The sequence below is a fragment of the Variovorax sp. KBW07 genome, assembly GCF_003852515.1.
Classification (GTDB): domain Bacteria; phylum Pseudomonadota; class Gammaproteobacteria; order Burkholderiales; family Burkholderiaceae_C; genus Variovorax.
The window spans coordinates 1-17,724 of sequence record NZ_QAJK01000167.1; the positions used below are offsets into that span (position 1 = coordinate 1).

A 17,724-nucleotide genomic window follows, 5' to 3' on the forward strand; every position below is an offset into this window, starting at 1 on the left:
GTCGCACGCGCCAAAGAATGACCCCGCTCCCGCTCCCGCTCCCGCTCCCAAACAGCAGCGCCAAGAACACCAGCGCTACATGTCTTCGGCACGCATCCCGTCGATACGCAAAGCAGCAGAAGTAGCCGCCACGTTGCCCGACGCATCGACAGCACGTACCTCGATGTTCGCAGTCCCCGGTTTCACGGGAGTCCAGGCGCAGACATAAGGCGTGGCTCGCAGTTTGCACACAACCTGTCCATCAACGATGTACTTCAGCTCCGCAACCCCCACGTTGTCGGTCGCCGTGGCCGACAGCCGCGTCGCCATGCCCACTGCAGCGGGCTGTGGCACCGCGAACGTCACCACAGGCGCCACCGTGTCGGCTGGCGCGCTGACGATCACGTTGGCGGACGCGACCGCCGAGTTGCCGGCTGCGTCGACAGCTATCACGCGGACCGTCTGCGTGCCCGGTGCCGTCGGTGTCCACGTGCAGGTGTATGGCGGCGCGGTGAACGTGCAGATCGGCAGGCTGTTGGCGCCCACCACCTTCACGCCGTACACGCCCACGTTGTCCATCGCCACCGGCGCAAGAGTCGTCGGCTGGCCCACCGTCGCCATCGCCGGCGCGGCCAGCGACACGGTGGGTTTGTACGTGTCCTGAATGCCCAGCGGCAGGTCGATCGTGAACGTGTCCTGCCCCTGCACGGCCTTCTGCTCGAACGCATCGAAGATCGTTAACCACGTCGCACCCGGTGCGCGGTCTGGTGATTGCGCCTTCACCAGCAGGTTCGTCTTGCCCACCGCGAAACAGCTGAAGCCGCAATGCCAGTCGAAAGCGAAGCGGCCATTCGCGTCCGCCGCGCCCTGCACCAGCAGCTCCAGCGGCTTGCGTGCGCCGGGGTCGCGCCACACCGACACCTGCGCGCCGGCCAGCGCGGCGCCGCTCTCGCGGTCGGTCACGCGCACCTGCGTCGCGGTGGTCGCGGCCATGTACTTCGAGCTGCCCAGCTTCGGCCAGTCGCTCCAGTCGGTGTTGATGTTGGCCTTGGTGCCTTCGGTGAAATGGATCATCTCCAGCGTGGCCACGCGGTTGGCGGCGGGGTCGAAAAAGCGTTCTTCGAACACCGTGCCCAGCAGCGGGTCGAGCCGCCAGTTCTGGCGCGTCCACCAGTAGCGGTCGGTCGGGTTCGCAAGCTCAAGGTCAGTGACAGGTGCCACGCCGGTGGTGTCGGCCACCGCGATGGCGCTGTAGTACTCGCCGGAGCCCGCGCCGAAGACGTGCTCCAGCTCGTGCAGCAGCGTCTTCAGCTGGCGGCCGAGGTAGTCTTTCTCGGTGGACTCGGGCGCTGACGGAGTAATGGCGCGCGACAGGCGCAACGGGTCGTGAATGGCCGTCCAGTTGAGGTTCCACGTCACGCCCTTGGGCGGGAAGGTGGTGCTGGTGGTCAGGCCGCCATGGCTGTAGCCGCGCTGCGACTTCGACACGCACAGCACGATCTCCCGCTCGGCCACGCCATTGAAGCCGCACTGCGGTGCCGATGCGGGCGTGGCAACGCGCAGGTCTTTCGCGGGGTCGAAGACGAAGCTGCGCACCGTTTCCCGCGTGAACACCGTGTTGATGTCGGCCACGTATTGCGCGAGCCGGCGTCCCGCTTCGGGCGCGCCGATGTCGGCCACCAGTTGCGGGTCGACAAAAAACTTCAGCCGATGAACGCTGGGCGTGGCGCGGCCGACTTCGTTCATGGCCGCCCTGGCGGGGGTGAACGGCAGAAGCAGCAACAGCAGGAAAAGGGCGGCGCAGGCCAGGAAGAAAACGGGCATGGCTGCGCCCAGCCGGCGCGCAGGCGCCAGCAGCGAATAGTCGGATCGCATCGATTTTTTCCCCGTGAGGGGGCTCGGCAAAAATCAAAGGGGAGTGGCGTCGGACGACCCGATGGAGACGGGCTGCACGAAGCACGCGAACCCCCGCCCGAGACCACCTTTGCCGGTCAGGCTTCTGCATCGCATCGAAATCGCCGAGGGCGAAACGCCCTGAAGGGCGCCGATGCTTCCGAAGTGCGGGGACTGGCCGCAGGCCTGTTTTTTTATCGAATGAAGAGCGGACCGCTCATTCCCGAACTCGACGCTGCGTTAGTTAACCAGTAAGGCCTCAATTTTAAATTTGAGCCTCGTAGGAATGTGCCTTGCCCCGCTGTAGTGGCTGCTTATTATTTGGGCATTTCTTCACGATGACGGAGGCCGCATGCGCTGAGCCATCGCGTCGGTTGGCGGCATGCCGCCAGCGAGCACCTTGTAGACCGTGACCAAATTCACGGACAGCCGGCTGGTGCTCTGTGCACGGTCGCGTTGGGCCTGCAGCAGCACGCGGCGCGCGTCCAGTTCCACGCCGAAATCGGTAAGGCCGCCTGCACGGCGCGCATGCGCGAGCATCAATGCATCGCGGCTCTGGCGTTCGCGCTCGGCGAGTTCCGCATTGCGCTGGCGCTCGGCGGTGTAGGCGTTCAGTGCCGAGTCGACTTCGTGCCAGGCCTTGAGCACGGTCTGCTGGAAGGCCACGGCGGCCTCCTGCTGCTGCAGCTCGCGCAGTTCGACCGTACTGCGGCGCCGCCCGTTGTCGAAGATCGGCAGACTGATGGACGGGCCGATGTGCCACTGCCGGCTGCCCCATTCGCCAAAGCGATCGCTGCCTACCGATTCGTAGCCGAAGCCCGCGCCCAGCGTGACGCGCGGATACAGGTCGGCCACGGCCACGCCGATGCGCGCCGTGGCGGCATGCAGTTGCGCCTCGGCCGCCGCGATGTCGGGGCGGCGGCGCGCCAGGTCCGAAGGCAGGCCCAGCGCGAAGTCGGGCAGGGCGGGGGTGTCCGGCGCATCGTCGGCCGTGGTGATGGTGGCCGTGGTCGTTGCATCTGAAAGCTCGGCGTTCAACGCACCGGGCGGGGCGCCGGCCAGCAGCGTGATGCGGTTGGTCGCTTCGGCCTCCTGCTGCTGCAGCGCGGGGATGCGCGCGCGCAGTTCGGTCAGTAGTGCGCTTTGCCGCACCGGGTCCAGGTCGGTCACGAGGCCGCCTTTGGCGCGCGCCTGCACCAGCTCGAGCGACTCGGCGGCGGCCGCGATGTCGGCGCGCGCAATGCGCAGTTCGCGTTGCGTGCCGCGCAGCTCGAAGTAGTTGCGCGCCAGCTCGGCCTGCACGCTGAGCGTGGCCTGTTGCAGCAGCGCGGCCGATGCGCCGATGTCGGCATCGGCGGCTTCGACGCTGCGCCGCACGCGGCCCCACAGGTCGATTTCCCACGAGGCATCGAAGCCGGCCTGGTAGAGCGTGTAGGGCTCGCTGAGCGTGCGGATCAACTGGTCGCGGTTCGGCGCGGATGAAGACGAAGTGCCGGAAGACGGCGACGACGATGATGAAGCGCCCAGCGCGTCGATGAGCCGCGTCGCAGCACCCCTCTCGCTTTGCCGCTGCCGCGTGACGCCCGCGCTGGCATTCACCTGCGGCGCCCGCTGGGCCGCTGTGGTGGCGCGTTGTACGCGGCTCTGCGCAAAGCGCAGCGCCGCGGTCCGCAGGTCGGGGTTGGCGGCCAGCACCATCGCCTGGAGCCGGTCGAGCACCGGGTCGTTGAAGGCTTTCCAGTCGCCGGGCGGTTCGCTGGCGTTCGACGCGGCCTGTCGTTCCCGGCCCAGCAGCGCGGGCGAGCCGCCATGCCATGCCGACCAGTCGGCCGGCGCCCGGGCTTCAGCCGGTTTGTGGTCGGGCCCTACGGCACAGCCGACAAGCATGAGCGAGAGTGTGAGTGCCGATGCGGCAACGGCAACCGCGGTGAAACGGGAAGAGGGTGGCGATGCAGGAAGGGGCATGACGTGCTCCCGATGTCAGACAAGACGGTTGCGAAACAGCCAGGCCGCCAGCGGCAGCGTGATGGCGGCGATGATGGCGAGCGGAATCAGGTTGTGCCACACGGTGCCCAGGCCCACGCCTTCGAGGTACACGCGCTGCACCAGGTCGATGGCAAAGCGCAGCGGGTTGGCCAGCGTGATCACCTGCAGCGCGTGCGGCATGTTGCGCACCGGCGTGGTCAGGCCCGACAGCAGCATCAACGGCATCAGCAGCACGAAGGCGTAGAGCATGGCCTGCTGCATGTTGGCCGACACGGCCGAGATCGACAGCCCGATGCCCACGCTCGCGACCGTGAAGAACACCAGCCCCGTGTACAGCGTGACGAGCGAGCCCGCCATCGGAATGCCGAACCAGAACAGCGCCACCAGCAGGATCATCGACGACTGCACCAGGCCCACCAGCACCGGTGGCAAGGCCTTGCCGATCATGATTTCGAGCGGCGACATGGGAGTGACCAGCAACTGGTCGAAGGTGCCCTGTTCGCGTTCGCGCGCGACCGACAGCGCGGTGAGCAGCAGCGTCTGCAGCATGCTGAGCGCGGCGATCATGCCGGGCAACAGGTTCCAGCGCGTTTCGAGGTTCGGGTTGAACCATGCGCGCGATTCGATGACCAGCGGCGCGGGCGGCGCGCCCACGCGCTCGCGCAACTCGGCGTTGTAGCGCTCGACCACCGCGCTCACATAGCCGGCCGCCGACCCCGCCGTGTTGGAGTTGCGCGCATCAAGGATCAGCTGGATGGCCGCCGGCTGCCCGGCGCTGAGCTGCTGCTCGAAGTTCGCGGGAATCTGGATGACGAGCAGCGCCTTCTCGGTGTCGATGACTTCGCGGATGTCGGCCTGCGTGCGCAGCGTGGCCACGCGGTGGAACACGCCCGTGCTGTCGAGGTGCGCGATGAGCTGCGACGAGGCGCCGTTGCGGCTCTGGTCGAGCAGCGCATAGGGCACGTTCGTCAGGTCGTAGGTCGCCCCGTAGCCGAAGATCAGGCTTTGCAGCAGCGCGGGTGCGATCAATATGGCGCGCGTCGCCGGGTCCTTGAGGATCGTCAGCAGCTCCTTGCGGCAGAGGTTGGCCACGCGGTGCAGAAAGTCGAGCAGGGCGGTCATGGCTTTCTTTCTTCCTCAGTCCAGGCTCTTGCGCGTGACCGCGCGCGCCACCGCCAGCAGGCCCACCGCATAGGCCAGCAAGATCGCGCAGTTGCGCCAGATCAGCGGCCACACGTCGCCCGCGAGAAACAGCGTCTTGATGAGGTCCATGAAATAAGTGGCCGGCAAGATGTGGCCCACCACCCACACGGCCGTGGGCACGTTGCGCAGGTCGAACAGAAAGCCCGACAGCATCATCGACGGCATGAAGGTCGCGATCAGCGCGACCTGGCTTGCCAGGAACTGGTTGCGCGTGACCGAAGAGATCACCAGCCCCAGGCTCACCGCCACGATCAGGTACAGCATCGAGCTGAACACCACCACCGCCAGCGAACCGACCATCGGCACCGCGAAAAGAAAGCGCGCCGCCAGCAGGCACAGCGTGAGCCCGAGCATGCCGACCGCGAAGTACGGAATGATCTTCGCCAGCAGAATTTCGACCGGCCTCACGGGCGTGACGAACAGGGCCTCCAGCGTGCCGCGTTCCCATTCGCGTGCCATGACCAGTGCCGTGAGAAAGGCGCCGACCAGCGTCATGATGAGCACGATGAGGCCCGGCACCAGGTACCAGGTGCTGGTGTTCGCGGTGTTGAACCACATGCGCTGCTCGATGGTGACGCGGCCCACGGCCGGCGCATCGGCGCCCGAGGCGTTGCCGTTGCGGTCGGCCTGCCGCACCGCCGACTGCGCGAGGGCGCCGCTCACGTAGGCCAGGATGATGCTGGCACGCCCCGCGTCGGCGCCATGCACGATGAGCTGTACGCGCGCGTTGCCCGCAGCCAGCGCGCGCGAAAAATCGCTGGGCACGCGCACGATGCCGTCGACCTTGCGCTCGCGCATCAGCGCCTCGGCCTCATGCATCGAGCCCAGCAGAACCGGCGCGATGGTGGGCGAAAGCTGCAGGCCGGCAATGGCTTCGTGAGCGGTGGGCGAGGCGTCTTCCATCACCACGGCCACCGGCGCGTTCTTCACGTCGAGCGACATGCCGTAGCCGAAGATCAGGATCAGCACCATCGGCAGCAGGATGCCGATGGCCAGGTTGCTGCGGTCGCGCAGCAGCTGGCGAAACTCCTTGCGCGTGAGCGAGACCAGGCGGGACCAGAAGCCGCTCATGTCGTGGCTCCCTCGGGTTGCCTGGCGGCGGTGTCCTTGTCCTTGCGCCGCGCCTTCTCGACGATGCCGATGAAGGCCTGCTCCATGTCGATGCGCTGGCCGCCGTCTTCGCCACCCTGCGCCTGCGCGCGCACTTCCTGCGGCGTGCCGATGGCCAGCACCTTGCCCGCGTCCTGGATCACGATGCGGTCGCAGTACTCAGCTTCTTCCATGAAGTGCGTGGTAATGACGACGGTGGTGCCGCCTTCGGCCAGCGCGGTGATGCGGCGCCAGAATTCGCGGCGCGCCAGCGGGTCCGCGCCGCTGGTGGGCTCGTCCAGGAACAGGATCTCGGGTTCGTGCAGCAGGCCGGTGGCCATGGCCAGGCGCTGCTTGTAGCCGCCCGGCAACTGGCCGCTGGGCGCATCGAGTTCGTCCGCAAGGTCGAACTGCCGCAGCACGGTGTCCATGCGCTCGCGCAGCTTCTGTCCGCGCAGGCCGTACGCGCCGCCGAAGAACGAGAGGTTCTCGCGCACCGTGAGGTTGCCGTAGAGCGCGAACTTCTGCGAGACGTAGCCGATGCGCTGGCGGGCCTGCGCGCGCGCATGCCGCAGGTCGACGCCGGCCACGCGCAACTGGCCGCCGCTGGCGGGCAACAGGCCGCAGAGCATGCGAAAGGTGGTGGTCTTGCCCGCGCCGTTGGGGCCGAGCAGGCCGAAGATTTCACCGCGCCGCACCGAGAAGCTGGTGCTCGCCACGGCGGTGAAATCGCCGAAGCGGCGCACGAGGTTTTTCACTTCGATGACGACTTCGCTGGACGCGGTTGTCGAGGGTGGTGACGCGGTGGTGGTGGCGGCCATGGCGGGTGCGGCGCCTTCGCCTGCCTGCTGCGTGCGCAGCAGCGTCATGAACCCGTCTTCGAGCCGCGCCGACACCGGCTCGGTGTGCGCGCCTTCGAGCAGCGCGTCGATCCGCCCGCCGTCCGCATCCCGGCGGCGGATGAAGCGCACCTCGCCGCCTTGCGGCACGGCATCGACGATGTCCTGCCGCGCATCGAGCAGCCGCGCCTGCAGCCGCCTTGGTGCCTCACCGCTCGGCGGCGTGGCGACGAAGCACAGGCCGTTCGCGCGGTCGCGCAGTTCGGCCGGCGCGCCCTGCGCCAGCAACTGGCCGCCGCGCAGCACGAACACATGGCTGCAGCGCTCGGCCTCGTCGAGGTACGCGGTGCTGACCATGACCGAGAGTTTTTCGTCATCGACCAGTTGCTGCACGATCTGCCACAGCTCGCGGCGCGAGAGCGGGTCGACGCCGACGGTCGGCTCGTCCAGCAGCAGCAGGTCGGGCGAGCGCACCAGCGTGCAGGCCAGCCCCAGCTTCTGCTTCATGCCGCCCGAGAGCTTGCCCGCGGGGCGGCCGGTGAAGCGGCCGAGGTCGGTCATTTCCATCAGTCGGGCATAGCGCGCGCGGCGCTTGTCCCGGGGCACGCCGTGCAGGTCGGCATACAGGTCGAGGTTTTCCTGCACGCTCAGGTCGTCGTACAGCCCGAAGCGCTGCGGCATGTAGCTGATGCGGTCTTGCACCGCCTGCGGGTCGGCCGACACGTCGATGCCCAGCACACGCAGCTCGCCCTGGTCGGCGCGCATCAGGCCGGCCATGAGGCGCAGCAGCGTGGTCTTGCCGGCGCCGTCGGGGCCGACCAGCGCGGTGAGCGTGCCGGCGGGCACTTCGAGCGATACATCGGCCAGCGCGTGCACGGGTGTCTTCGACGCCTTGACGACGAAGCGCTTGTGCAGCGAGCGCCCGATGACGGCCGGGTCAGCGCGGGGCATTCAACGGCCCTCCATGCCGGGTGTCTTGCTCCTTCCCCCTCTGGGGGAAGGCTGGGATGGGGGCAGGCAGAGCGCTCGATGGATACGCCGCTTGCCCCCACCCCAGCCCTCCCCCGGAAGGGGAGGGAGCAATGCGCGGCGGTGGTCGGCAAGGCCCGTCATCACTGCTTGCCGTTCGGCGCCAGCTGCAGCCGCACGGTCGCCGGCATGCCCAGCCGCAGCCGGTCTTGCGTGTCATCGACCATCACGCGAATCTCGTAGACCAGGCTGCTGCGCAGTTCCTCGGTCTGCACCGTCTTGGGCGTGAACTCGGCCACCGACGAGATGTAGCCGACCTTGCCGGCGATGGCTTCGCCGGGCTGGCTGTCGGTGGTCACGCGGGCCTCCTGGCCCGCGCGCACGCGGCCCAGGTCGGATTCGGCCACGTAGGCACGCACCCACTTGGGATCGGTGATGGCGAGGGTGAAGGCCGGGCGCTGCGGCGAGGCCATGTCGCCGGGCTCGAGCAGGCGGGCGCGCACCACGGCGTCGATGGGCGACTTGAGCTCGGCCTCCGCCAGCTGGTGGTTCATGAGCGCGAGGTCGGCGCGGGCCGATTCGAGCTGTGCCTGCGCCTGGCCGATGTCTTCCTTGCGCGGGCCGGTCACCACGAGCTGCTGCGCCTTGCGCGCGTTGTCGAGCTGTGCCAGCGCCACCTTGCGGCGGGCCTGCGCGCTGTCGAGGTCTTGCTGGCTCACCGCGCGGCCACCCGTGCTCTGGCCGATGGCCTGCAGCCGTGCGAGCTGCTGCTGTGCAAGGTCGGCATCGGCCTGCGCCGCCGTGACCTGCGCGTTGGCCTGCGCCACTTCTTCCGGGCGGCTGCCGGTCTTCAGGCGCAGCAGCGCCTGTTCCTGCACGCCGATGCGCGCCTGCGACTGCGCCGCGCGCAGCACCAGCGAGCGGGTGTCGAGCCTGCCCAGAACCTGGCCCGCGCGCACGCGATCGCCTTCGCGCACGGCAAGTTCGGCCACCCGCTCGTTGGCGTTGAAGGCCAGCGACACCTGGCGCAGGTCGACGTTGCCGTACAGCACGAGCTGGTCGGACGGCGCCGCGCCGCGCTGGGCGTACCACCAGCCACCGGCCGCGACGAGTACGGCCACGACGGCGATTGCGATGAGGGGCTTCTTGTTCATGGACGCATTTCCCGGGCAAGGATTTCGTTGGATGTTATCAAATTGAAATTTGAATTTGAACTATTTTTTTGTTTCGGTTAGCCTTGCGCCTCATGGCAACCCGCTCTTCCATCCGTTCTTCCAAGGCCGTTCCGGCCGCATCCGCCGCACCTGCCGCACCTGCACCTGCCGCGGCGCGCACCCAGCGCACCGATGGCAACACCACGCGCCTGCACATCCTCGAGACGGCGGGCCAGCTGTTTGCCGAACGCGGCTTTGCCGAAAGCACCAGCAAGGAAATCTGCACCCGCGCCGGCACCAACATGGCGGCCGTCAACTATCACTTCGGCAGCCGCGACGGGCTGTATGAAGCAGTGCTGGTCGAGGCGCACCGCCAGCTCGTGAGCATCGACGAGTTGGTCGGCCTGGCGAGCGCGCCCACCGATCCGCGGCTCAAGCTGCGGGCCCTGCTCACGCACCTGATCGAGATGGGCGGCCAGCCGAAGGCGCCCTGGGGTTTCCGGGTGGTGCTGCGCGAGGCGTTGTCGCCGTCGCCGGCCATGCCGGTGATGATCCGCCAGGCCGTGCTGCCCAAGGCGAAGCTGTTGCGCGGCCTGATCGGTGCCATCATGGGCCTGCCTGAAGACCATCCCTCGGTGCAGCGCAGCCTGCTGTTCACGGTGCTGCCGTGCATCGTGCTGATGGTGGCGCCCAAGGACCTGGGCAACAAGGTGCTGCCGGCCGTGAAAGACACCGGGGCGCTGGCGGACGACCTGATGCGCTATGTGCTGGCCGGCCTGGAGGCGGTGGCCGCGCAGGCCAGGCCCGCCGCGCCGGCCGGCGCACCCGCCGCTAAAGCTGGAAAGCGACGGTAAGCAGCAGCCCTTCGGCCACGTCGCGCATCAGCCCCGGACGCCGCGCGCGGTAGGGCTCGCCGGCCGAGGCGGTGGTCTCGATCCACTCGGCCAGCCATTCGATGTCGGCGTGCCCGTAGAACACCACCGCGGCCTCGTGGTTCAGCAGCAGGCTGCGCAGGTCGAGGTTGATGGAGCCGCACATGGCCAGCTCGTCGTCGACCACCACGGCCTTGGCGTGGGCCATGAAGGGCAGCATGCGAAAGCTCACGCCGGCACGCGCCAGGTCGCGCATGGCGCGGGCACGCACGAAGTCGGCAAGGCGGTGGTTCGATTGCGCGGGCATGGCGATGGTCACCTGCACGCCGCGCCGCGCGGCCAGCCGCAGCGCATCGCGCAGGCCGTCGCCGGGCACGAAGTAGGGCGTGATGGCCAGCACGCGGTGCTCGGCGCGGAAGCACGCGTCGATCAGCAGCGCGTGCGCGGTGTCCTCGGTCTGGTCGGGGCCGCTCGGCAGGAACTGGGCCATGGCGGTGCCGGGGCCTTCGGGCACGTCGTTGGCGGTGATGGCGCGGGCCTTGCGGCCGCGCACCGAGCTCCAGTCGTGATCGAACTGGCGCGCGGCGGCGGCAGCCACGCTGCCGTGCAGGTCGAACGACAGGTCGCGCCAGGCCTCGGGGTGCTTTTCGTTGCCGGTGAAGTATTCGCCCGCCAGGTTGCGCCCGCCCGACCAGAGCCAGCTGTCGTCGGCAATGGTGAACTTGCGGTGGTTGCGCAGGTTGCGCGGGCCGATGCGGCGCAGGCTGAAGAAGGGGCGGAACACGGCCACCTCGCCGCCGGCCGCGCGCAGCCGGTCGAAGTGATGGCGCGGCAGCGACAGCGCGCCGAAGCCGTCGAGCAGCACGCGCACCTTGATGCCTTCGCGCGCGCGCTGCGCCAGCCGGGCGATCACGGCATGGCCCAGTTCGTCGTCGCCGATGATGAAGGTGCACACGTCGATGCGCTCGCGCGCGCCGTCCATCACCTGCCACAGCGCCTCGCGCGCGGCCTCGCCGTCGGCGTGCATGCGGATCGCGCAGCGCCCCGGCGGCGCAAGGCCGAAGCTCTCGATGAGGTCGGCGGCCCAGTGCCCCGGCGGCACCGAGCGCGGCGGCCGCGGCGAGCCCGCCGGGCGCAGCTTGCGCTGGCCGAACAGCAGGTACATCGGCAGGATGAAATAGGGCAGCAGCACCAGCCCCATGACCCAGGCAATGGCCGTGGTGGGCGCACGCTGCTCGCGGCGCGCCCGCGTGGTCAGCACGTAGACGAGCAGCGCAAAAGTGACGACGAGAAAATGCTGCGAAGGGGAGGGCAGCCAGTCGAACCTTGTATTCGGCATGGGGCCCATGATGCCTCAGCGCCGCGCCGCCGGCCGCTCAGCGTTGCAGGAAAGCCGGCACGCCACGCCCTTGCGAGGCCAGGAACCGCATCATCGGATCGACCACCGCGCGCACGGCGGGCCGGTCGCCCACGCGGGTGCGCCAGGCCAGCAGGCGCGGCGTGGCATCGGTCATGCCGGCGCCCTTGCGATCGGCGAACACGCAGGCCATGTAGAAGGCGATGTCCGCGAAGGTGTAGGGCCCTGCAAGGTATTCGCGCGTGGCCAGCAGGCCTTCCATTTCTTCGTAGTAGCGCGCGCAGGCGGCGCATGCGGCCACGGCCGGCGCGCTCTGCATGGCCTCCTGCAGGCCGAACAGCTTGATGACGTTCGGAAAGAACACCTCGTCGGCCTTCTGCTCCAGCTGCCGCGCGCGAGCCCGCTCGGCAATGCCTTCGGGCCACAGCGCGAGCCACTCGGGCGGCGGGTAGCGGTCTTCGAGGTATTCGAAGATCTGCGTCGAGTCGAACAGCGCCACGTCGGCGTCGATCAGCACCGGCACCTGCTGCTTGACCGGGTTGACGCGCAGCACGTCCGGGTGCTTGGGCTCGTACGCGTCGCCGGCGATGAAGGGCACCATCGTCAGCTCGAAGGGAATGCCTTTTTCGAGCGCGGCGATCTGCACCTTGGCGCCGAACATGCTGAGCGGGCCCGAGAGAATCCGGGTGGCGGGGGGTGTTTTCGTCATGCCCCCGACTTCACCAGAAATGGCGCTTCAGGTCGAGCCCCAGACCTCCTGCGCGGTCTCGACCACCAGGCGCAGCTTGGCGCGCTGCGCTTCCACCGCGATGTTGTTGCCGTGCACCGTGCTCGAGAAGCCGCACTGCGGCGACAGCGCCAGCTGTTCGAGCGGTGCGTACTTGGCGGCGTCCTCGATGCGGCGCTTGAGCTCGTCCTTGTCTTCCATCTCGCCGAACTTGGTGGTCACGAGGCCGAGCACCACCGTCTTGCCCTTGGGCAGGTAGCGCAGCGGCTTGAAGTCGCCCGAGCGGGCGTCGTCGTATTCCATGAAGTAGGCGTCGAGGTCCATTTCTTTCAGCAGCGCCTCGGCCACGGGCTCGTAGTTGCCGGCGGCGGCGTGCGTGCTCTTGAAGTTGCCGCGGCACAGGTGCATGGCCAGCAGCATGCCCGGCGGCTTCTGCGCGACCACCTTGTTGATGAAGGCGGCGTAGCGGTGCGGCAGTTCGTTCGGGTCGTCGCCGCGCTTGCGTGCGGCTTCGCGCATGTGCTCGTCGCACAGGTAGGCGAGGTTGGTGTCGTCCATCTGCACGTAGGTGCAGCCGGCTGCGGCCAGCGAGCGCAGTTCGTCGCCGTAGGCCTTGGCCACGTCGTCGTAGAACACCGGGTCGAGCTCGGGGTACGCGTCCTTGCTGATGCCCGCGCGGCCACCGCGAAAGTGCAGCATGGTCGGCGAGGGAATGGTCACCTTCGGCGTGCGGCCGGCCGACACCTGGCTCTTGAGGTACTGGAAGTCGGCAAGCTGGATGTCCTTCACGTGGCGCACCTTGTCGATCACGCGCATGGCGGGCGGCGCCAGTTCCTCGGTGCCGTCGGGCTTGCGGATGGTGACCGGAATGTCGGTCTTCACGCCGCCGAGCTGGTCGAGAAAGTCGATGTGGAAGTAGGTGCGGCGGAACTCGCCGTCGGTGATGCTCTTCAGGCCGATGTCTTCCTGGAAGCGGACGATCTCGGTGATGGCCTTGTCTTCGACCTTGCGCAGTTGCTCGGGCGTGATCTCGCCCTTGGCGTTCTGCTCACGGGCTTCGAGAAGGTATTTGGGGCGCAGGAAACTGCCCACGTGGTCGTAGCGGGCGGGCAGGGCGGCGTGCTGGGACATGGATGAAAACTCCGTCGTGGCTGGTAACGAACGGCTGATCGTAAATCGTTCCGGTGTGCCTTGTTTGTATACAGATATCTCCGTACTTACCCTTGAATTGGCGTTTTCGGCTGGAAATTTTCTATTTTCTGTATACATTGAGTATTCATGAAAACGCCCACGACCGCCTTTCCACTGAATGCCTGGTACGCCGCCGCCTATGACGTCGAGGTGCGCCACGCGCTGTTGCCACGCACCATCTGCAACCAGAAAGTGGTGCTGTTCCGCCGCACCGACGGGCAGGTGGCAGTGCTCGAAGACGCCTGCTGGCACCGGCTGATGCCGCTCTCGCTGGGCCGGCTCGAAGGCGACGAAGTGGTCTGCGGCTACCACGGGCTGGTCTACAACAGCCAGGGCCGCTGCACTCATATGCCGAGCCAGGAAACGCTCAACCCCTCGGCCTGCGTGCGCAGCTTTCCGGTGGTCGAGAAGCACCGCTTCGTCTGGATCTGGCCCGGCGACCCGGCCAAGGCCGACCCGGCGCTGGTGCCCGACATGCACTGGAACGACGACCCCGCCTGGGCCGGCGACGGCAAGATGATTCGCGTGCACTGCGACTACCGCCTGGTGGTCGACAACCTCATGGACCTCACGCACGAGACCTTCGTGCACGGCTCGTCGATCGGCAATCGCGAAGTGGCCGAGGCGCCATTCGTGGCCACGCACGGCGACCGCTCGGCCACCGTCACGCGCTGGATGGAAGGCATCGACGCGCCGCCGTTCTGGGGTGGGCAGATACGCCATGCGCGCGGCTACACGGGCAAGGTCGACCGCTGGCAGATCATTCGCTTCGAGGGGCCGTGCACGGTGAACATCGACGTCGGCGTGGCCGAGGCGGGCAGCGGCGCCGTGCCGAAGGACGGCAACCCGGGCGACCGCAGCAAGGGCGTGAACGGCTACGTGCTGAACACCATCACGCCCGAGACCGACAAGACCTGCCTGTACTTCTGGGCCTTTGCGCGCAACTACTGCATCGGCGAGCAGCGCCTGACGCACGAACTGCGCGAAGGCGTGGCCGGCATCTTCCGCGAAGACGAACTGGTGCTCGAAGCGCAGCAGAAAGCCATGGACGACCACCCCGACCACCAGTTCTACAACCTCAACATCGACGCCGGCTCGATGTGGGCGCGCCGGTTGATCGACCGCATGGTCGAGAAGGAAAAGCCCGCGCGCGCCGCGATTCCGATTCGCCCTGTCGAGGTGCAGGCCGCATGAAGGTCGCAGCCGTTTCCCCCACCGCCGAGCCCGGCGACAGCGGCAGCTCGCAGGCCGTGAAGGCGCAGCTGCGGCTGCGCGAGTTGATCCTCGCGGGCGACCTGCCCGGCGGCGCGCGCATTGCCGAAGTGGCCATCTCCGAGCAGCTTGGCGTGTCGCGCACGCCGGTGCGCACCGCGCTGATGCGGCTCGAACAGGAAGGCCTGCTCGAAGCGCTGCCCAACGGCGGCTATGCCGTGCGCACGTTCTCCGAGCGCGACGTGGCCGACGCCATCGAGCTGCGCGGCACGCTCGAAGGCCTTGTCGCCCGGCTCGCGGCCGAGCGCGGCGCGGCGCCCGTGGTGCTGCGCGAAGCGCGCGCCTGCCTGGCGCGCATCGACGAGCTGCTGCGCGAGCCCGCGCTCGACGACGCGGCCTTCTCGCGCTACGTGACGCACAACGAGCGCTTTCATGCGCTGCTCTGCGAAATGGCGGGCAGCCCCGTCATCGCGCAGCAGCTGGAGCGCGTCGTCAATCTGCCGTTCGCCTCCCCCTCGGGCTTCGTCATCGTGCAGGCCAATTCGCCCGCCGCGCGCGACATGCTCGTGATTGCGCAAGACCAGCACGTGCAGGTGCTCGATGCCATCGAGTCCGGCGAAGGCTCGCGTGCCGAAGCGCTGATGCGCGAGCACAGCCGCATCGCGCGGCGCAACCTGCGCGAGGCCCTGCATGGCACGCCGACCGCCGAGCAGCGCCCGCTGCCCGGCGTGCAGCTGATTCGCCGGCGCGGCTGACAGGCTGCCGTCTTTTTTCTTGCCTTGGTGTTCCCCCGATGAAAAGCGATCTTCAATGGATGCAGGCGCAGGTGGTTGCGCTGCGCGACGTCACGCCCACCGTGCGCGAGTTCGAGCTGCGCCCCGATGCGGGTGGCCTTGCCGCCGCGCCGTACGAGCCCGGCGCCCACCTGCAGGTGCAGGTGATGACGGCGCAGGGCCGCCTGCAGACCCGCTCGTATTCGCTGGTCGGCGAGGGCGATGGCCAGTGCTGGCGCATTGCCGTCAAGCGGCTCGACGACGGCCGTGGCGGCTCGCTCGCGATGTGGCGGCTGGCCGTGGGCGACCGCCTGCAGGTGAGCGCGCCGCAGAACCACTTTCCGCTCGACCTGTCGGCCCCCGGCTACCTGCTGGTGGCGGGCGGCATCGGCATCACGCCGCTGGTGCTGATGGCGCAGCGCCTGGGCGCCCATGCACGGCGCAGCGGCGTGCCGGTGAAAATGCTCTACGGCGCGCGCCATGCGGGCGAGTTCGGCTACCTCGACCACTTGCGCGAAGCGCTGGGCGATGGCGTGGCGGCGCATGAGGGTTCGGCCCCCATCGACTTCGCGGCCGCCATTGCCGCGCTGCCGCCCGGCGGCCAGCTCTACACCTGCGGCCCGGTGCCGATGCTCGAAGCCGTCAAGCGCGCCTGGCATGCGGCCGGCCGGCCCCTTGCCGACCTGCGCTTCGAAACCTTCGGCAGCAGCGGCCGGCTGGCCACCCAATCGTTCGAGGTGCGCATTCCCCGCCACGACCTGGCGATCACCGTTCCGGCCGACTGCACCTTGCTCGAAGCGCTCGACGCGGCGGGCGTGCAGACGCTGTGGGACTGCAAGCGCGGCGAATGCGGCCTGTGCGCCATGGACGTGCTCGCGGTCGACGGCGAAATCGACCACCGCGACGTGTTTCTCAGCGACCACGAAAAGCAATCGACCACCCGCATCTGCGCCTGCGTGTCACGCGCGGTGGGTACGCTCACGCTCGACTCCGCATACCGCGCCGACAGCTGAACCTTCGAGGCGAAGGCCACGTTGCGCGATCATCGCGCAGTTCATTTGTTGATCGCGCAACAAAGCCCCGTGGCGGGAGCAGGCTAGGTGGTTGCCTGCTGCGCCAAGTGTTGCAAAGTGTTGAAAATAGCCCCGGTTTCGCGTTCCGTCCCCTAAAGGAAAACTCATGCAAAGACGCCATCTCATCCAGACCGCAGCCCTGTCGGCGCTTGCGCTGTCCATGTCGCTCGCAACCTCGTCGGCCAGTGCGCAAGACAACAAGTTCAAGATCGGCCTGATCCTCCCGATGACGGGCCAGTCGGCCTCCACCGGCCGCCAGATCGAGGCCGCCGCGCGCCTGTACATGGCCCAGAACGGCGACACCGTGGCCGGCAAGAAGATCGAGCTGATCGTCAAGGACGACACCGGCCTGCCCGACGTGACCAAGCGCCTGGCGCAAGAGCTGGTGGTGAACGACAAGGTCAACGTGCTGGCCGGCTTCGGCCTGACGCCCCTGGCCCTCGCCGTGGCGCCCATCGCCACCCAGTCGAAGACGCCCCAGCTGGTCATGGCCGCCGCCACGTCGAGCATCACCGAGGCTTCGCCGTACATCATCCGTTCGAGCTTCACGCTGCCACAGGTGTCGGTCGCCATGGGCGACTGGGCACCCAAGAACGGCGTGAAGACGGTGGTGACGCTGGTGGCCGACTACGGCCCCGGCAACGACGCCGAGAAGTTCTTCAGCGAGCGCTTCATCCTGAACGGCGGCAAGGTGATCGAGAAGCTGCGCGTGCCGCTGCGCAACCCCGACTTCGCGCCGTTCCTGCAGAAGGTGCGCGACGCCAAGCCCGACGCGCTGTTCGTGTTCGTGCCCTCGGGCGCGGGCGCGGCGGTAATGAAGCAGTTCCTGGAGCGCGGCATGGACAAGGCCGGCATCAAGATGATCGCCACCGGCGACGTGACGGACGACGATCAACTGAACGACATGGGCGACGGCGCACTGGGCGTGGTCACGTCGCACCACTACTCGGCCGCGCACCCATCGGCAACGAACAAGAAGTTCGTGGAAGCCTTCCAGAAGGCCAACCCGAAGATGCGCCCGAACTTCATGGCGGTGGGCGGGTATGACGGCATGCGCGTGATCTACGAAGCGCTGAAGACGACGAAGGGCCAGGGCGGCGGCGAAGCGCTGCTGGCCGCAATGAAGGGCCAGGTTTTCGAGAGCCCGCGCGGCCAGGTGCTGATCGACGCACAGACGCGCGACATCGTGCAGGACGTGTACCTTCGCAAGGTCGAGAAGAAGGACGGGCAGCTGTACAACGTCGAGTTCGACGTGATCAAGGGCGTGAAGGATCCGGGCAAGGCGAAGTAATCGTCTCCTTTGGGTTCGCGGCTAGCGGGGATCGGGGATGACACCTTGCTCTCTCGTTTGCCGCGTTGTGCGTTTGGGGGCTGCTGCTTGGTTCATTCAGGGCGCCGCCCGCGCCG

Annotated in this window: 14 protein-coding genes; 5 read left to right on the forward strand and 9 right to left on the reverse strand. The window is 68.0% G+C overall.

Translation table 11 applies throughout. The features are described from left to right. Positions 1-75: 75 nt before the first annotated feature. From DBV14_RS29240 to DBV14_RS29265, 6 genes are all read right to left on the reverse strand, one after another. The gene (locus tag DBV14_RS29240; protein WP_124464780.1) at positions 76-1,854 is read right to left on the reverse strand and encodes an Ig-like domain-containing protein; all 1,779 of its coding nucleotides are present in this window, start codon (positions 1,852-1,854) and stop codon (positions 76-78) included. A 351-nt stretch (positions 1,855-2,205) separates the two neighbouring features. Continuing rightward, the gene (locus DBV14_RS29245; protein WP_124464782.1) at positions 2,206-3,837 is read right to left on the reverse strand and encodes an efflux transporter outer membrane subunit; all 1,632 of its coding nucleotides are present in this window, start codon (positions 3,835-3,837) and stop codon (positions 2,206-2,208) included. Positions 3,838-3,852: 15 nt separating this feature from the next. Continuing rightward, positions 3,853-4,980, reverse strand: coding sequence for an ABC transporter permease (locus tag DBV14_RS29250; RefSeq protein ID WP_185546161.1), 1,128 nt, complete (start codon positions 4,978-4,980; stop codon positions 3,853-3,855). Positions 4,981-4,995: 15 nt separating this feature from the next. After that, complete coding sequence (locus DBV14_RS29255) at positions 4,996-6,132, reverse strand: ABC transporter permease (RefSeq protein ID WP_124464784.1); 1,137 nt, start codon at positions 6,130-6,132, stop codon at positions 4,996-4,998. Continuing rightward, positions 6,129-7,940, reverse strand: a complete 1,812-nt coding sequence (locus DBV14_RS29260; RefSeq protein WP_124464786.1) for an ATP-binding cassette domain-containing protein — start codon at positions 7,938-7,940, stop codon at positions 6,129-6,131. Before DBV14_RS29260 ends, DBV14_RS29255 begins: the two co-directional genes overlap by 4 nt. Before the next feature lie 161 nt (positions 7,941-8,101). Then, positions 8,102-9,112 (reverse strand): HlyD family efflux transporter periplasmic adaptor subunit, encoded by a 1,011-nt coding sequence (locus tag DBV14_RS29265; RefSeq protein ID WP_124464788.1) that lies wholly within the window; start codon positions 9,110-9,112, stop codon positions 8,102-8,104. Between the two features lie 92 nt (positions 9,113-9,204). Between DBV14_RS29265 and DBV14_RS29270 the strand changes: the two genes are divergently transcribed. Then, positions 9,205-9,966 (forward strand): TetR/AcrR family transcriptional regulator, encoded by a 762-nt coding sequence (locus DBV14_RS29270; protein ID WP_124464790.1) that lies wholly within the window; start codon positions 9,205-9,207, stop codon positions 9,964-9,966. On the opposite strand, the gene DBV14_RS29275 is transcribed toward DBV14_RS29270, so the two are convergent. The 3 genes from DBV14_RS29275 to DBV14_RS29285 are packed head-to-tail and all read right to left on the reverse strand — an operon-like array spanning position 9,944 to position 13,199. Further along, entirely contained in the window at positions 9,944-11,323 is a 1,380-nt protein-coding gene (locus DBV14_RS29275; RefSeq protein WP_124464792.1) for a phospholipase D-like domain-containing protein, read from the reverse strand. The two genes, DBV14_RS29270 and DBV14_RS29275, sit on opposite strands and share 23 nt — an antisense overlap. Positions 11,324-11,360: 37 nt before the next feature. Continuing rightward, positions 11,361-12,050, reverse strand: coding sequence for a glutathione S-transferase family protein (locus DBV14_RS29280; RefSeq protein WP_124464794.1), 690 nt, complete (start codon positions 12,048-12,050; stop codon positions 11,361-11,363). A gap of 27 nt (positions 12,051-12,077) precedes the next feature. Continuing rightward, positions 12,078-13,199, reverse strand: a complete 1,122-nt coding sequence (locus DBV14_RS29285; RefSeq protein WP_124464796.1) for a 5-methyltetrahydropteroyltriglutamate--homocysteine S-methyltransferase — start codon at positions 13,197-13,199, stop codon at positions 12,078-12,080. Positions 13,200-13,346: 147 nt separating this feature from the next. On the opposite strand from DBV14_RS29285, the gene DBV14_RS29290 reads away from it, so the two are divergent. The 4 genes from DBV14_RS29290 to DBV14_RS29305 all read left to right on the forward strand — a co-directional run bounded on the left by DBV14_RS29290 (position 13,347) and on the right by DBV14_RS29305 (position 17,608). Next, a complete protein-coding gene (locus tag DBV14_RS29290; RefSeq protein WP_124464798.1) occupies positions 13,347-14,453 on the forward strand; it encodes an aromatic ring-hydroxylating dioxygenase subunit alpha in 1,107 nt (368 codons plus the stop codon). Further along, a complete protein-coding gene (locus DBV14_RS29295; RefSeq protein WP_124464801.1) occupies positions 14,450-15,226 on the forward strand; it encodes a GntR family transcriptional regulator in 777 nt (258 codons plus the stop codon). Before DBV14_RS29290 ends, DBV14_RS29295 begins: the two co-directional genes overlap by 4 nt. Positions 15,227-15,264: 38 nt before the next feature. Next, on the forward strand, positions 15,265-16,257 hold the full coding sequence (locus tag DBV14_RS29300; protein WP_124464803.1) for a PDR/VanB family oxidoreductase: 993 nt from the start codon (positions 15,265-15,267) through the stop codon (positions 16,255-16,257). A gap of 166 nt (positions 16,258-16,423) precedes the next feature. Further along, positions 16,424-17,608 carry an ABC transporter substrate-binding protein gene (locus DBV14_RS29305; protein WP_124464805.1) on the forward strand — a complete coding sequence of 395 codons (1,185 nt, stop codon included), beginning with the start codon at positions 16,424-16,426 and terminating at the stop codon, positions 17,606-17,608. Positions 17,609-17,724: the final 116 nt, after the last annotated feature.

Excerpts from the sequence above, each read along its gene's own strand:
- DBV14_RS29255 (WP_124464784.1), bottom strand. The coding sequence starts at position 6,132 with ATGAGCGGCTTCTGGTCCCGCCTGGTCTCGCTCACGCGCAAGGAGTTT.
- DBV14_RS29270 (WP_124464790.1), top strand. The coding sequence starts at position 9,205 with ATGGCAACCCGCTCTTCCATCCGTTCTTCCAAGGCCGTTCCGGCCGCA.
- DBV14_RS29260 (WP_124464786.1), bottom strand. The coding sequence starts at position 7,940 with ATGCCCCGCGCTGACCCGGCCGTCATCGGGCGCTCGCTGCACAAGCGC.
- DBV14_RS29295 (WP_124464801.1), top strand. The coding sequence starts at position 14,450 with ATGAAGGTCGCAGCCGTTTCCCCCACCGCCGAGCCCGGCGACAGCGGC.
- DBV14_RS29265 (WP_124464788.1), bottom strand. The coding sequence starts at position 9,112 with ATGAACAAGAAGCCCCTCATCGCAATCGCCGTCGTGGCCGTACTCGTC.
- DBV14_RS29305 (WP_124464805.1), top strand. The coding sequence starts at position 16,424 with ATGCAAAGACGCCATCTCATCCAGACCGCAGCCCTGTCGGCGCTTGCG.
- DBV14_RS29240 (WP_124464780.1), bottom strand. The coding sequence starts at position 1,854 with ATGCGATCCGACTATTCGCTGCTGGCGCCTGCGCGCCGGCTGGGCGCA.
- DBV14_RS29280 (WP_124464794.1), bottom strand. The coding sequence starts at position 12,050 with ATGACGAAAACACCCCCCGCCACCCGGATTCTCTCGGGCCCGCTCAGC.
- DBV14_RS29300 (WP_124464803.1), top strand. The coding sequence starts at position 15,265 with ATGAAAAGCGATCTTCAATGGATGCAGGCGCAGGTGGTTGCGCTGCGC.
- DBV14_RS29275 (WP_124464792.1), bottom strand. The coding sequence starts at position 11,323 with ATGCCGAATACAAGGTTCGACTGGCTGCCCTCCCCTTCGCAGCATTTT.
- DBV14_RS29245 (WP_124464782.1), bottom strand. The coding sequence starts at position 3,837 with ATGCCCCTTCCTGCATCGCCACCCTCTTCCCGTTTCACCGCGGTTGCC.
- DBV14_RS29250 (WP_185546161.1), bottom strand. The coding sequence starts at position 4,980 with ATGACCGCCCTGCTCGACTTTCTGCACCGCGTGGCCAACCTCTGCCGC.
- DBV14_RS29290 (WP_124464798.1), top strand. The coding sequence starts at position 13,347 with ATGAAAACGCCCACGACCGCCTTTCCACTGAATGCCTGGTACGCCGCC.
- DBV14_RS29285 (WP_124464796.1), bottom strand. The coding sequence starts at position 13,199 with ATGTCCCAGCACGCCGCCCTGCCCGCCCGCTACGACCACGTGGGCAGT.